The sequence below is a fragment of the Mucilaginibacter sp. P4_D1 genome (assembly GCF_056401935.1).
This window is the reverse complement of the sequence record NZ_JBFUIJ010000028.1, coordinates 68337-83253: the sequence shown is the minus strand read 5'-3', so window position 1 is coordinate 83253 and position 14917 is coordinate 68337. Positions and strand designations below refer to the sequence as shown.

At 41.3% G+C, this 14917-nt stretch carries 14 protein-coding genes; 10 read left to right on the top strand and 4 right to left on the bottom strand.

Annotated elements, in window-relative coordinates; genetic code table 11:
• Nucleotides 1-100 precede the first annotated feature (100 nt).
• The 6 genes from AC1DV1_RS20940 (at nucleotide 101) to AC1DV1_RS20915 (ending at nucleotide 10109) form a co-directional block, all read left to right on the top strand.
• Nucleotides 101-604, top strand: a complete 504-nt coding sequence (locus AC1DV1_RS20940; RefSeq protein ID WP_477362883.1) for an antitoxin Xre/MbcA/ParS toxin-binding domain-containing protein — start codon at nucleotides 101-103, stop codon at nucleotides 602-604.
• Between the two features lie 134 nt (nucleotides 605-738).
• On the top strand, nucleotides 739-1203 hold the full coding sequence (locus AC1DV1_RS20935; protein WP_477362880.1) for an RES family NAD+ phosphorylase: 465 nt from the start codon (nucleotides 739-741) through the stop codon (nucleotides 1201-1203).
• A gap of 65 nt (nucleotides 1204-1268) precedes the next feature.
• Nucleotides 1269-2522 carry a BamA/TamA family outer membrane protein gene (locus tag AC1DV1_RS20930; RefSeq protein WP_477362877.1) on the top strand — a complete coding sequence of 418 codons (1254 nt, stop codon included), beginning with the start codon at nucleotides 1269-1271 and terminating at the stop codon, nucleotides 2520-2522.
• A 228-nt stretch (nucleotides 2523-2750) separates the two neighbouring features.
• Nucleotides 2751-3344, top strand: coding sequence for a hypothetical protein (locus AC1DV1_RS20925; protein WP_477362874.1), 594 nt, complete (start codon nucleotides 2751-2753; stop codon nucleotides 3342-3344).
• 155 nt (nucleotides 3345-3499) lie between these two features.
• Nucleotides 3500-3802 (top strand): RNA recognition motif domain-containing protein, encoded by a 303-nt coding sequence (locus AC1DV1_RS20920; protein ID WP_090651108.1) that lies wholly within the window; start codon nucleotides 3500-3502, stop codon nucleotides 3800-3802.
• Nucleotides 3803-4067: 265 nt separating this feature from the next.
• Nucleotides 4068-10109 carry an NHL domain-containing protein gene (locus tag AC1DV1_RS20915; protein WP_477362871.1) on the top strand — a complete coding sequence of 2014 codons (6042 nt, stop codon included), beginning with the start codon at nucleotides 4068-4070 and terminating at the stop codon, nucleotides 10107-10109.
• A gap of 67 nt (nucleotides 10110-10176) precedes the next feature.
• On the opposite strand, the gene AC1DV1_RS20910 is transcribed toward AC1DV1_RS20915, so the two are convergent.
• Together AC1DV1_RS20910 and AC1DV1_RS20905 are read right to left on the bottom strand one after the other, a co-directional pair.
• Nucleotides 10177-10533: a hypothetical protein gene (locus tag AC1DV1_RS20910; RefSeq protein ID WP_477362868.1), complete on the bottom strand. Its 357-nt coding sequence runs from the start codon at nucleotides 10531-10533 to the stop codon at nucleotides 10177-10179.
• A 253-nt stretch (nucleotides 10534-10786) separates the two neighbouring features.
• Nucleotides 10787-11248: a GNAT family N-acetyltransferase gene (locus AC1DV1_RS20905; protein ID WP_477362865.1), complete on the bottom strand. Its 462-nt coding sequence runs from the start codon at nucleotides 11246-11248 to the stop codon at nucleotides 10787-10789.
• Nucleotides 11249-11760: 512 nt separating this feature from the next.
• Between AC1DV1_RS20905 and AC1DV1_RS20900 the strand changes: the two genes are divergently transcribed.
• Nucleotides 11761-12057: a hypothetical protein gene (locus AC1DV1_RS20900; RefSeq protein ID WP_477362862.1), complete on the top strand. Its 297-nt coding sequence runs from the start codon at nucleotides 11761-11763 to the stop codon at nucleotides 12055-12057.
• 60 nt (nucleotides 12058-12117) lie between these two features.
• Here AC1DV1_RS20900 and AC1DV1_RS20895 read toward each other — a convergent pair whose 3' ends face one another.
• Nucleotides 12118-12819 carry a S24 family peptidase gene (locus AC1DV1_RS20895; protein WP_477362859.1) on the bottom strand — a complete coding sequence of 234 codons (702 nt, stop codon included), beginning with the start codon at nucleotides 12817-12819 and terminating at the stop codon, nucleotides 12118-12120.
• A 193-nt stretch (nucleotides 12820-13012) separates the two neighbouring features.
• Between AC1DV1_RS20895 and AC1DV1_RS20890 the strand changes: the two genes are divergently transcribed.
• Together AC1DV1_RS20890 and AC1DV1_RS20885 are read left to right on the top strand one after the other, a co-directional pair.
• Complete coding sequence (locus tag AC1DV1_RS20890) at nucleotides 13013-13210, top strand: hypothetical protein (RefSeq protein WP_477362856.1); 198 nt, start codon at nucleotides 13013-13015, stop codon at nucleotides 13208-13210.
• Between the two features lie 157 nt (nucleotides 13211-13367).
• A complete protein-coding gene (locus AC1DV1_RS20885; protein WP_477362853.1) occupies nucleotides 13368-13793 on the top strand; it encodes a hypothetical protein in 426 nt (141 codons plus the stop codon).
• Nucleotides 13794-13993: 200 nt separating this feature from the next.
• Here AC1DV1_RS20885 and AC1DV1_RS20880 read toward each other — a convergent pair whose 3' ends face one another.
• The gene (locus AC1DV1_RS20880) at nucleotides 13994-14329 is read right to left on the bottom strand and encodes a hypothetical protein (protein ID WP_477362850.1); all 336 of its coding nucleotides are present in this window, start codon (nucleotides 14327-14329) and stop codon (nucleotides 13994-13996) included.
• Nucleotides 14330-14589: 260 nt separating this feature from the next.
• Between AC1DV1_RS20880 and AC1DV1_RS20875 the strand changes: the two genes are divergently transcribed.
• Nucleotides 14590-14901 carry a hypothetical protein gene (locus AC1DV1_RS20875; protein ID WP_477362847.1) on the top strand — a complete coding sequence of 104 codons (312 nt, stop codon included), beginning with the start codon at nucleotides 14590-14592 and terminating at the stop codon, nucleotides 14899-14901.
• Nucleotides 14902-14917: the final 16 nt, after the last annotated feature.

Genomic DNA, 14917 nt, shown 5'->3' with positions numbered 1-14917 from the left:
CAATGAACCAATGAACCAATGAACCAATGAACCAATGAACTAATGAACCAATGAGAACCAAATTATTTTCTTTTTAAAAAGAAAATAATTACATTTGTATATGAAGTCAGTAAAAGGGCAATATCCCACAACAACGGGCGAGCAGGCACCTTCAAAGCCGTATGTAATTCCTGAACATGATGCATCGGCATTTATGTTACATGATTTATTTGTGCCTTATGAAACTTATTTTAAATCGCCCCTGGCTAAGCTTGGCGCTATAAAACAGGGGTTACAATCTGCTGCCATTACCGATTTAATTCGTGTTACCGGGGCTACGCAAATTGATGTTGCTAAATGGCTTGATATTACCGAGCCAACCCTGCGTAAACACATCCAGGGTTCAAGGGATTTAAACCAGGGCTTAAGCGAGCACATTATCCAGCTTTTTGAACTTTTTAATAAAGGCCTTGATACCTTTGGTACGCTTGATGAATTTAAAAGCTGGTTAAAACATTATAACCCAGGTATTGATGCTGTTCCCTTTGATTTGCTTGATACCATCACCGGCATAAACATTGTAATAACCCAGCTTATTCGTATTGATTACGGGGTACTTGCTTAATTAATTATTGAATTATTGAATGAATGAATTATTGATTGTGAACGGTTGCCTCAAATTTAGATAATTCGACTAAATCAATAAATCAATAAATCATAATTCAGTAAATCAATAATTCAGTAATTCAATAATTAAACTTGCTCACCTATCGCATAAGCCAAACTAAATATGCTCATGACCGTAAAGGCTCGGGGATCGACGGGCGATGGAACTCGTTGGGGCAGTATGTAATTTACACCGGCGGATCGCTGGCGCTTTCCTGTTTGGAGAAACTTGCCCATTCGGTTGGTACGTCGTTACAGAGCGGCGATTTTTCGGTGATCATTATTGAGGTTCCGGATAAGTTGGCTATCACCGAAATTACGATCAGGCAACTTAACAAACTCAACCGGCAATGGGCTAAGGTGATCAATTATCCCATTACCCAACAGTTGGGCGATGAGTGGCTGCATAAAATGGAAACCGCGATATTAAAAGTACCATCGGCAATTATCGACCTGGAATATAACTACCTGCTTAACCCGGCCCATCCGGATTTCGAAAAAATTAAAATTCGCAGCGTAAATAAATTTACCTTCGATCCGAGGTTAAAGGCGCAATAGGCAGTTGTAAGTAACATAATTATGCTATACTTGCAATTTTACCGAACTTTAAAATGCCAATAATAATGCCTGGCAAAAAAATATTCACTTTTAGCTTTGCACTCATTGTCCTGTTGTTCTGTTGCACGGTATTACACGCGCAGGATAAAAAGTATATACCACTTGGCCACTCCAAACTTAAGGATACTATTGTTGCCGCCCCCGCCGATACCGCCAATGAAAAGGACATTATTGATGTTATAAGCTCGGTTTTTGTTAAGGCTGATAAAAATGCAAAGGTCGATTCTATCGGCACAAAGCCGGTTATTTCCATTTTACCGGCTTTTGGGTACACTTTGCAAACATCACTGGCGGCTACCATATCCGGTAATATCGCTTTCCGCACGGCTTTAAAGGCCCGTATATCTACAATAACTGTAAATCCGGCCTATACCGAAAAAAAACAAATTATCATCCCGATGCTGGCCAGCATCTGGACGGAGGACAATCAATTTAATATCATCAGCGATTTGAGGTATTTTAAATATCCGCAAAGTACCTTTGGCCTCGGCAGTCACTCTAATATGGCTAATGAAAACCCGCTCGATTACTCTTTTTTCAGGATTAATGAAACGGTGTTACGAAATGTTGGCGGGAACTTTTTTGCCGGCCTGGGCTATATTTTTGACGACCGCTGGAATATGCAGGAAAAAGGGCAGCTAAACGGAGGAGTGTCCGATTATGAAAAATACGGCCCCATAAAACGTGCTATATCAACCGGCCTGACTGTTAATGCATTGTTTGATAGCCGCGATAACTCTATAAACCCGGCACGTGGTTTTTATACAGCAATAACTTACCGGGATAACTTTACATTTTTAGGCAGCACAACGCCCTGGCGTTCGCTTATTATTGATATCAGGAAGTACTATCATTTGCCAGGCAACTCAGATAACGTTTTTGCCATATGGTCATACAACTGGCTTATACTTAACGGGCGCCCTGCTTACCTTGATTTGCCTTCAACTGCTAATGATCAAAACTTCACAACCGGCCGTGGCTATATCCAGGGGCGCTTTCGCGGTGCCCAGATGATGTATCTTGAGGGCGAGTATCGCTTTAAAATTACCCGCAATGGTTTGTTGGGCGGGGTAATGTTTGTAAATGGCCAGTCGTTTTCGGCAGCACCGGGCAGTGGTTTGCAGGCTATACAGCCGGGCTACGGGCCGGGCCTGCGTATTAAGCTTAATAAAGTATCAAAAACAAACATCGCCATTGACTATGGCTTTGGCCGGCAGGGCTCCAGGGGATTGTTCATCAACGTGGGCGAAGTTTTTTAGGCTGGTAACAGGTATCCGGATACGGCGTGCATGCCCTCTTTCGGGAGCCTTGTTAATTAATTATATTTTTGACTAACAGGTGATATTTTTAATAATATCCTGAACAATAATATGGTAACGTTGTTTATTTATCATAAGGGCGTTAAAAAAAGTTAAATATTTACTGAATTAATTTGTATTGATAAAATTTTAGAATTTTTATTGTTAGCTTTAACCATCAATTAGCCTATGAACGGTATCCGGTTTACTAAATGGTTTGCGATATATGCCTTGCTCATTTCGGTGGTGGTTTCATCCTGCCAGAAAGATGAGAATGTTAAGGATATGGAGACCACTAAGCCGGCAACTGCAGCTGATAGTACTGCCTTAGGTATTATTAATACCCCCGGTAACTTTTTAGCAGGCAAAGGGGTGTTAAAAATAACTATCGAAGATTCTACCTATAGTTTTGATGCTGCCACAGATTCAATAGCCTTCATTAACGTGCATAATGGCGACAACAAGTATTTTGGCATTACCGCCATCAACAAGGCTCATACCATGAGTTTTGGTATAAGCTCGGAAGGCCTTGCCTCGGCCAGTGTTAACAGCAAGGTTGCCGGTAGCCAGTTTTTATTTACAGTTGACGAGAAAAAGCCACTGTTGCAATACACACTGACCAAATTTGTTGGCAAGGATGACGCGGGCAAAATAACAATAGATAAATACAACAAAGATAATATGATAGCAAAAGGTACATTCTTTACCTTTTTAGCTAAAGACGATAAAGAAAACTCCCCATTTTATCGTGTAGAAGGTAGTTTTGAGCTCCAACTGAAATAATTATCATTCCGTTTAACAGCAGTTATTTATATTGTAAGCCAGTATTGTTTGCGTAATTTAAAGGTAAAAAAGCCGTTGCAACTAAGCTATTTACAAAGGCGACAGCTAAAATTCCCCTTATTTTTTGTACCTTTATGCAAATTTTAAAGACATTGATGAAAGTATTTATTGCAGGGCTTCCTTTAGAAGTAGATGAGGCCGAATTAACAGCAGTTTTTGGTGATTTTGGACCGGTTAAGTCCCTCAGGATCATTAAAGATCGCGAAACAAAAGAGAGTAAGGGTTTTGGGTTTGTAGAGATGGTGAACGATAACGAAGCGAAGGAAGCGATAAGGTGTATGAATGGCGCAAGTTATTATGGACGCAGGATTACGGTTAACATAGCCGAAGATAAGGGTCCTGGTTTTAACGGTGGTGGCAACACTGGCGGTGGTAAAGGCGGTTTCAGACGCAACTAAGAGCTTTAAAATTTATTCTTTTTTAAAATATAAGCCGGGCTAAGTCCGGCTTTTTTATTGGCTTATTTCCTGCTTTTCTTCAATTTTAAATGATTACGCTGGTTATTAGTATTTCCGAAATAAATGCATAATTTAGTGTATAGTTATAGGGTGTTATAATGCCTATAATTAACGATTGATATGCCCAAACCTGCGTCTGTTTTTTCTCCAATTTCTGAAGTAAATAAAACGTGCATTGGTTGGTTTCGTAATTTAACCTAAGCAAGTGCGCACATCTATAAAAATCGGGGTATCCTTTCTGCTTTGGCTGGCGGCTTTAACTGTTTTTGGGCAAGCGCCGGTAATTACCTATACAACACCAAATGTTTATAAAGTTGGCACAGGCATACCTGCTTTAACTCCAGCTAATTCTGGCGGCGCGGTGCCGGCGACGGTTTACGGCCAGACAGACGTGTTTGCGGGCACTGGTTTACACGGTTCACAGAATGGTAATACAAACCAGGCGCAATTTACGGAGCCGTATGGGATGACGATTGACGCCGCGGGCAATATTTACCTGGCCGATGCCGATAACTACCGCATTCGAATGATAACACCTGCCGGCCTGGTATCAACACTTGCCCCGGATGGCATTCCGGGCGGGCCCAATTTTGCTTCACCAAAATTTAACCTGCCACATGGGGTGGTGAGGGACGCTGCGGGTAACCTGTTTGTAGCCAATTATAATAACCACAATATATTAAAAATTGTACCTGATGGCACAATTACCGTATTTGCAGGCGGCTTATTGATTGGTACGCCGTTGGATGGACAAGGTACGGCTGCCAGTATTATTAACCCAAATGCAATAGCGATTGATGCCGCCGGTACCTTGTATGTATCTGATGGGAATAACCTTATCCGCAAAATTTCTCCCACTGGTTATGTGTATACATTTGTTGGTAGCGGGGCAGCAGCCACCGTTGATGGTAAATATAATACTGCAAGTTTTAACCAGCCAGCCGGTATGGTTGTTGATGCCGCAGGAAATATTTATGTAGCCGAGCAAAAAGGCAATGTGATTAGAAAAGTTACGCCATTTGGTGATGTAACTACCATAGCAGGCAGCGGGCAATTTGGAGCGAATGATGGTACGGGCTCAGCAGCAAGTTTTGCTTCGCCTACCGGTATTACCATTGATAAATCTGGAAATTTATATGTAACCGATTGGGGTAACGGCAAAATAAGAAGAATCTCTCCGGATAATGTTGTTACCACTATAGCCGGCGGCGGGCCACAAGGCACAAATAGCGGGGTAGGCAGCCAGGTTTATTTTAATCTTCCGGCGGGTATTATTTTGGATAATGAGGGTAACTTACTGGTATCTGAACTCAATGGCAATATTATCAAAAAGGTTATTGCTACGGGCTATACTATTGATAAAGCGCTTCCGCCCGGTTTAGTATTTGATCCTAAAACGGGTATAATATCCGGAACGCCTACTGTTATATGGCCATCTACCGATTATAAGGTTACAGCTTATAATGCAGGTGGCAGTAGCAGTTTTACATTAAACATCGAGGTTAAAACCCAAATTACGCCACCGGTACTTGTAGCCCCTCCTAAAATTAGTTACTCAACCCCCAATGTTTATACCGTAAATAAAGTTATACCGGTATTGACTCCTAAGAACACCGGTGGGGCGGTTCCGGCTACCATTTATGGCAAGGTAAGCACTTTTGCCGGTAGTGGAGTACAAGGTAATACCGATGGCACAGGTACCGGTGCCACCATGTATTTTCCTTTTACTGTTGCCACCGATTTGCAAAACAATATTTATGTGGCAGATGAAGGTAACCATAATGTGCGCACAATAACACCTGCCGGCGTTGTAAAAACACTGGCAGGCAATGGCAATAGCTTTTCTGTTGATGGAAATGGCCTGGCTGCAAGCTTTGATGTCCCTTTGGGGATATCCACTACTGCAGATGGTAATATATTTCTTTCAGATGCAGCTTCAAATTTAATACGCCAAATAACCCAGGCAGGTGACGCTACTACGTATGCTGGTAGCGGTGTTCAGGGTTTTGATAATGGGCCGCGCCATACAGCTACTTTTAAAAATTCTGCAGGTACAGTCACCGATGCTGCGGGCAATCTATATATTGCTGATTTGGGCAATAATGTAATCAGGAAAATAGATGGGAATGGCAATGTAAGTACGTTTGCAGGTAGCGGAATTGCCGGTAATGTTAATGATTTGGGTTTGGCTGCCAGCTTTAATGCACCTAACGGACTTGCTATTGATGGTAATGGCAATATATATGTTGCCGATGAAAACAATAACCTTATACGTAAGATAACACCTGCGGGGCTGGTTTCAACGCTTGCCGGGAGTGGAGCTGCCGGGGCCCAAAATGGTACAGGTATAGCGGCTTCTTTTAACCTTCCAATATCTGTGACTGTTGATGCTGCAAATAATGTCTACGTTGCCGAACTTGGAAACAACCTGATACGTAAAATAACTCCGGGTGGTGTGGTGACCACTTTAGCCGGCAGCGGGCAAGGAGGAGCTATTGATGGTATTGGCAACCAGGCATCTTTTAACGGCAGTACAGGAGTGGCTGCAGACCACAACGGAAACCTGTATGTTGGCGATTTTGGTAACCATAAAGTGCGTAAGATACTGATTACCGGCTATACTATTGATAAATCCTTGCCCGCAGGTTTAGTTTTTGACCCCACAACAGGCACCATAACCGGAACGCCAACAGTTGTATGGCCGGCTACTGATTATGTGGTTACTGCTTACAATGCGGGCGGTAGCAGCAGTTTTACATTAAACATCGAGGTTAAAACCCCAATTACGCCGCCGGTACTTGTAGCCCCTCCAAAAATTAGTTATACAACCCCCAACATTTATACTGTAAATAAACTTATACCGGTATTGACCCCTAAGAATACCGGCGGGCCGGTGCCGGCAACTATTTATGGCCAGGTTACTACTTTTGCGGGTGGCGGTAAAGGCGACTATTTTAACAGCCCAACACGGCTTGCCCAGGATGCGTCCGGGAATTTATACCTTGCCGATAGGGATAACAACGTGATAAAGAAAATTACACCCGATGGAGTTGTAACCGTATTTGCAAGTGGGTTCAATCAACCCAATGGAGTTACTGTTGATAGCAATGGAAATATATTTGTGGCTGATGCTGCCAGTAATCAAATTAAAAAGGTTACGCCAGATGGTACTGTTTCTGTGTTTGCAGGCAGTGGCTCGTCCGGAAGTAATAATGGTCCGGCCGGGGCGGCAAGTTTTTCTTACCCTTATTCGGTAGTTGCTGATAAAGATGATAACCTGTATGTGGCCGACTCACAAAACAATTTAATACGCAAGGTTACACCGGCCGGCGATGTTACGACCCTTGCAGGTAGCGGGGTTCCAACATTTGCAGATGGTGACGGTATCCTGGCTTCTTTTAATAGTCCTACTGCTGTAAATGTGGATGCCGATGGCAATGTATACGTAGCAGACCCGTATAATTACAGGGTAAGAAAAATAACCCCCGCGGGCGCTGTAGTCACTATTGCAGGTAGCGGCGGGGCCGGCTCAGATAACGGAGCGGCGTTGTCGGCAACTTTCAACGTTCCTGCCGGTGTCGCTGTTGACGCTGCCGGTAATATTTATGTGGCTGATATATCAAATAACCTGATCAGGAAAATGGATGCGCAGGGAATTGTTACAACGCTTGCGGGTAGTGGTGGTTCCGGGGCTGCCGACGGGGCGGGGGCTTTAGCAAATTTTAGTCGGCCGAATGACGTACAGGTAAATGCAAATGGCTTTTTATATGTAACAGATTACGGTAATAGCCTGGTACGAAAAGTGGTTGTTACCGGCTACACCATTAATAAAGTACTGCCGGATGGTTTAACGTTTGACCCTACAACAGGCATCATAACCGGCACGCCAACAGTAACCTGGCCTGCAACAGATTATGTGGTTACAGCTTATAACACCGGTGGCAGCAGCAGTTTTATTGTAAATATTAAAGTAACAGAAGTGGGTGGCAACATTTCGGCTTCAGTGGTAAGCGGGAACATAAGTAATTGCGAAAATGGCGCTTCGTCCTCATATCAGCAATTTACGGCTTCAGGTACCTTTTTGTCTGATAATATTAAAGTTACAGCACCAGTCAGTTTCCTTGTTTCGTTAAGCCCAACTGCCGGCTACAATAATTCAATCTCGCTTGCGTTGAGCGGTGATAAAGTAAATCCAATAAAAATTTATATAAAATTGGATGATAACGCAGTTGCCGGTAATTATGCAGGTAATGTAGTTTTATCATCTGCCGGGGCTGCTAATGTGTTAGTGCCGGTAAGTGGCGAGGTGCATAAATTGCCGGTAGTGGCTCCGGTATCTGATCAGCCTGGAATTTGCAGCGGCGCCACACTAACTATAAATTTCACCGGTACTGCAGATGCTTACAGCTGGACAAATAGCGACACCCGTATTGGGCTTGCTGCCGCAGGTACAGGCGATATATCCTTTAAGGCTCAAAATACCACAAGTGTACCTATAATAGCAACTATAACTATTACACCAAATTCAACATCGGGCTTGTGTCCTGGTAAACCTGTTACTTTTAAAATTACGGTTACACCGCCTGTTACGCCCGTTGTTGATATTAAGCAGATGAATGTTACTTGTCCGGGTCAGTTAGTAATATTTAATGCTGCGGCAGGCAATGCGGGCGTGAGTCCTGTGTATCAATGGCAGATTAACGGCTCAAATGTCGGTACCAATAATGCGATATTTAGCAGTAGCAGTTTGCAGGCCAATGATTTGGTTACATGTGCAGTTACCAACACCGGTAATTTTTGCAATGCGCCGGCTTTGTCAAATACCCTTAAAGTGTTTTACAGGCCCGATGATGCACCGCCAACGGTTAGTATAGATAAAGCGGGTGACGTTGGCGGATGTACAGGGACAGATTTTTCTTTCACAGCTATAGCGGTAAATGGAGGGATTAACCCAACCTATCAATGGTTGTTAAACGGTCTGCCGGTTCCCAATAATATTGGTAAAACCTACAATAGTAACACATTAGCCAACGGCGATAGGATAACTTGCATAGTTATCAATAATGATGGTTGCAATCCAATTGCTTCACCTGTATCAGCACCGGTAAATATTGTTATTGCAGCATCTCAGCAGGTAAGCACTGTAGTTATTAATCCGTCGGTTAACATGCCGGTATGTGCAGCAAGTACACTTACTTTTACCCCAACGCCGGCAAACTATCAAACAGCCGCAGGGGTACCAACTTATGTATGGTATGTTAATGGGAGCATTGTTGGCAATAATGATACCTATACCACAAATAGCCTTATCGAAGGTGACCTTGTGTATTGCGTTATGACAACCTATGAAAGATGTTTTGCTCCGCACGAAACTAAATCAAACACTATTAAAGTAATAAACATACAGGCCCCGGCCCCGCCGTCGGTGAGCATTAGCCCTAACGGCGGAATTGCCTCGTGTGTGGGGCTTCAGCTTATATTTACAGCGACCAGCCAGGGCGCTGGCAATAACCCTACTTATCAATGGATGGTGAACGGGCAGCAGATTAATAATCCGGGGAATGTTTTTACCACGAGTACACTGGCGGTTGGCGATAAAGTAACCTGTATAGTAATTAATAACGATGGATGCACACCAGTTTCTTCGCCGGTATCTGAAACTGCCGATATTATTACAACGCCGGTTCAGGTAAGCACCGTAACTATTTCGGCTTCTGTAACGATGCCGGTATGCGCTGGAAAAGAAATAACCTTTACACCTACACCCTCAAATTATCAAACATCAGGAGGCGCGCCAACTTACGTTTGGTATGTTAACGGCGTGCTCGTAAGTGATAAAGATACTTATACGACCAAAACCTTAGCCGATGGCGACCAGGTATATTGCGTCATGACAACTTACGGCATGTGTGTTGCTCCCGCACCTGCACAATCAAATATCATCAATATAAGCCTTGCGCCAGAAAGTGGTTGTATAATACCGCCAATAGTTATACCCAATGCCTTTACGCCCAATGGCGATGGTCATAATGATACCTGGAACATACCGGCCCTGGCAAATTATCCGGGATGTATCGTAAGTGTATTTAACCGTTATGGAATTTCGGTATTCAGATCGGTAAATTATACAAAGCCATGGAACGGAAACTACAATAGCGGCGCGTTGCCGTCGGGAACCTATTACTACATTATTGATCCTAAAAACGGGGCCACAAAATTATCCGGATACGTGGTTGTTATTAGGTAACAGTAAAAAGTAAAATAAGCAATGCTATTCCCGCGCTAAGCAAGTTTCTGGTTAATAACGGCTAGTTTTAAAAAGCTTGTGATAGCTCAACGCCATCTGTATTGAATTTACTCAATAAGGTGTCGAGTTTGCTGTTTAATTCGTTTAAATGAATTTTACCCTCATTAAAGGCTTGTGTTAATTGCGCTATTTCAAGCTCAATTTCAGTTGAAGTCGTTGTTTTGCTTTCAATTTTTTCGCGCCTTAGTTGCTGCTTGTTTTCTAATGCGTTAATTTTATATTCGGCAGTTGTGAGCAGGTAAAGCTGTTGCACATCATCTGTGTAGATGTTGTTACTTACTTTGCTACTTTGTTGCTTGTTAAGCATAACTAAAATAATTGCGGCAACGATACCACTAATTAAAAGTGACATTACAGGATCCATCTTTATTCTTCTTCTCTTTCGTTTATAATTTAGTCTGCACAGGCTTGGAGTATTAGCTGTGGCATTGGCTGAAATAAATATATGGTTATTGTATATGAATGTTTAGTATGTGTTAATAAATCGGCAGAATGTTAATAACTATTGGGTAAATCGATGTTATTAAGTGGCTTATGAACTAAAAATGCGATATTTATTAGTGTTTGTAAGTCGCTTTTCTAAACAGGCAACAATTGCGGGCTATTTGCTTGACGCTCTAATCAAGTCGTTTTTCGTAACAATAAAATCGCAGGCCGGGCCTGAAATTCAGGCCAATCTCTCCGGCAAAAACATATCCCAATTTTGGGAACAGCTTTTGGGTGGCCTTGTTATGTGTGTTGGTATCAATTCTAAGTGTTTTTATACCACGCCTGGCAGCCTCAAGTTCGACTTGGGTCAATAATGCCGCAGCGATGCCAAGGCCGCGATAGTTCGGGCTCACCGCTAGTCTGTGTGTAACAATAGCCAGCTCAGTAATGTCCCAGCCCACTTGTGCGTATTCGGCCTCCTGGTTGGTTGTTATGGCGGTAACCCCAGTAATAAGGCCGTCTATCTCTGCCACCCAAAGGTGGCCAGCAGCTATGTCATCAGTAAAAACGCCAGTGTTTGGATAAGTGCTATCCCATTGTAGGTTGCCGGAGGCAATCATTTCGGGTATAAGCCCCGCAATAATTTCCATTATAAGAGGGATATCATTTAAAGTAGCGAGCCTGATAAGCATAAGTTGAAATTATCGGTACAGATCAAAGGTGAAATTAAAATTAATCTGCTTATAGCTTACACTATATAAGAAATTTAAAGCTGGGAAATACTGGGCAGATAACTTCTTTTTGTTTACTTGGAAATTGCCCGTTGCCGGATTGGCAGATGTTTAGTTTGCAGCTGTGCTACAATAAGGCAAACTAAAAAAGCCAACATCCCGTAAAAAAGGATATTTTGCAAGGCACTGCCAACACTGAACTGTTGGGCTATAAATTGTGGTACCTGGCTTGCCATGTTGATTGTTATATCGGTAAACGAAATATTTATTAATTTGTTTTACAACTTATAAGAATACAATAACGGTGAAATTTATATTTTGGTATAGATACCGCTGCAATATAAATTCGATACGGTGCAGGGGAGTCGGCCGTTTGTTTATACCTTTGCTGAGGTATATAGACAACGGATTATAAAGTTAAATAATAAATTATGATTCCCGAAGAGTTTTTGAAACAAATAAAAAAGGAATCGGCTGATATTGAGGGTTTAACTAAACGAGATTATTTCGCTCATCTTAGTAAACTGTTTAAAATGATAGCTTATGATGGCGATCGTTTAAATAGAAAACACAATCTCATGATTACTCCTTACCTGCAATATTTGAGTAACACTGCCCGGAATGATTTCAGGGAAGGTCTGTCCCAGGCCGAAATTGACGAGCTGCTTGAAAATGTAAAAACCGACCTCGATTGTATAATATTCAGGATGAGTGGCCCGATTGCCTGAATGGAATAGCCTTACATCTAAAATCTACATATTTGAAATTTGCACATTAGCTTCTTTCGACTAATGATTGTGTTTTTTATGAATGTCCTTTACAAGACAAAGTTTTTTAATATCGGCAATGTTGATAGGGAAGGGGGCATACTTAAGACGGTTACCAATCATTTCAGTAGTGTTATCCGAGTGGGCTATTACTTCATCGGGGCTATCGCCGGCCAATAGCCTTTTATACATGCGGTAATCGCCCCATTCAATATAGTAAACCTCGCCCGGCAATATTTTCTTATCGTGAATAATTTTTAAGGCTACCCAGCAACCATTTTCCAGGTATGGATACATGGAGTGGCCCCAAACTGGCAAAGCAAAGTCACAATCCTCGATGCCCGGAAAATTCATGCGCCCCACTGGTTGGGAGTCATTAATATCATTATACACTTCTACACCCGATGCGGTTGCAATAATTTCATACATCGGAATGCCTTCTTCTGCTTTATTTACTGTAATTTTTTCTTGATTAATTGCGGGTTTTTTATTGTTTATAAATTCTTTATATTTTTCTTTAAAAATTCTGAATTTTTTTGGATCGATATTCTGCCTGCTCTTTACAATTTCGGTAATGGAACTGGGCGAGTTAAAGCCTAATGCTTCTGCAAGTTGCGCATTGCCTGCAAATGCTTTTCCTTTTAATTGAGTATACAGAATAATAAACTCTAATGTTTCGGGGCGAATCGTTTTGATTTTATTTGGTTTTAATGCATCATCCATGGCGAAAAAATAATTACAGATTTTTCTTGATTAAGTTAAAGATAATTCTTTATATTTGTCCTGTTATCTATTGCTAATGTAAGTTAAATTAAATCAAAAACAAATTTAATTACATGAAATTTAAAGAAATACAATACAGAGGAATGTTTAGCAATTAACAGCCGAAAATATAAATAATCAAAAATTTAAACATATGCATATTGCCTACTCAGCCTTAAATCAACCAATTGCAACGGCGGTGTTTTCACCGGAATTAAATATCGATAGTAATAACGATTTGCCCGAGCCGTTGCTGCGTTACCAGGCTTACCTGGCTGCCTGTCAAAAACTAAGTAAAGAAATTACCGCCATTCAAAAATACACCCCCGGCTGGATACCTGCTTTCCGGTGAGCAGTTTGCAGTTGCCGGTTTGCAGATGGCAGTTACTAGTAAGCAGTTTGCAGTATTTACTTAAGAACCGCAATAGTTTACACGACGCCAACCGGATGATGAATAATGAACTAATAAACCATTGAACTAATAAACAAAACCAATAAACTAACGAAAAATGAAAATTACACAAAAATTGAAAGATCAACTATGGTGGATGATTATATCTGTTGATTATGATTATAGCCGTATAGCCGTTGCCGATCATGACCTTACCGATGATACCCTGATTTTATGGTTGGAGGACAAGCAGGATTTTAAAAACTCGCTGGATGAGTGTTTACAGTTGGATGTAAAAGCGCGGGATTTTGCGAAAGTAATTAAGGCAGAAAATTTTAATAGTTACGAGGGGAGCAAAATGCACCCCACAAAAAACTTTGTTTATAAAGCCCGCATAGAAATTAACAGCCCGCTTAAATGGTACCAGGAGGATGCGTCAGCCGTTGAGCAGCAATGGGCGCGCGAAGCAACGTTAAAAGCCATACTTACCCAACTTGTAGAAACAGAAGCTGCCGGGACTTATGATGGAATTTATGCCAATTGACATGAATTGCATATATTTTACGCCTCGTCAATCAGCTTTAATTTGGTGCTCTGTTAACCAGATGCCTAAGAATGAATTAAAATCAGCAGAATTAAAATTCAGTACGCTGATTTTAATTCATTTCTAATTCGCCTACAAAATCTTTATTTAAATACGTGATATGAGTTTCGGTGGCTTAATTTATTTATCCGGGTTACTATTTAACTTTTACCTGTTGCTGTTCTTTTTTCCAGTTGCTCTATCAATTCCTCTACTTCGCTTAGTGCCTCTGCCGGCTGGCTGGCATAATTTAGCTTGCGGAAACGCCATTGGGCAAACGCAGGCTCCTGGAAACGGTTTATAAGTTTAAAAAACTTAGGAAAGTTGTGTACTTCTTCCAGCAATACGCCCGTAACAATGCCATTATTATCCAGTATCTCACGAATGGTATATTCCTTATCCCTGGTTATCCAAATCTCAAAATCGCGCCGTATTTCTTCGCTTTTTTCGGGATCTATCTTGTCATTAATGCAAATTACCTTATCTCCTGGTTTCATATAGTATAAGCGTATTAAAATGTTGTTTTGTTTGCGCTATATTAAGTAAATACAAAGTACCGCTTTTTAAAGCAGATAAAAAAAGAGCTCGCTAAAATACGGCTTTGTAAAACAATCAAATAATTCAAAAAAATGAGCATAAGGTGGGCTTTTAGTTAACCCTCTGTTAAGCTGTTGAAAACTTTTATTAAATATTCGGCAACCAATAGTTTAAAATTAGCGTATTACACAAGTAGTTAGCCACTATTAATTTTAATGTTATGGACGCTTTTTACTTTTTTGTAATCCTGGGAACAGCCGCTGTGTTTTTAATATTATACTTTGATAAAAAACAGCGTCGTAAGGTGAATCAAATATTACATCAAACCAACGATGTTGAGCCTTTATTGTTAATGCAAAGTCTTGGCCAAAAGCTGGATAGGTTAAATCGCGTTTTTAACAATACCACGGCACCCTCAAATGCCGAGCAACAATTTCAAAAGTTAACATCTGATTATAAATCGGGACGAATAAGTATCAGCACTTATAACAAGCACCTCAGCGAGCTATTGCGCATGGTAGAGGTTCATTAGTAGTTCTTTAGTTCAT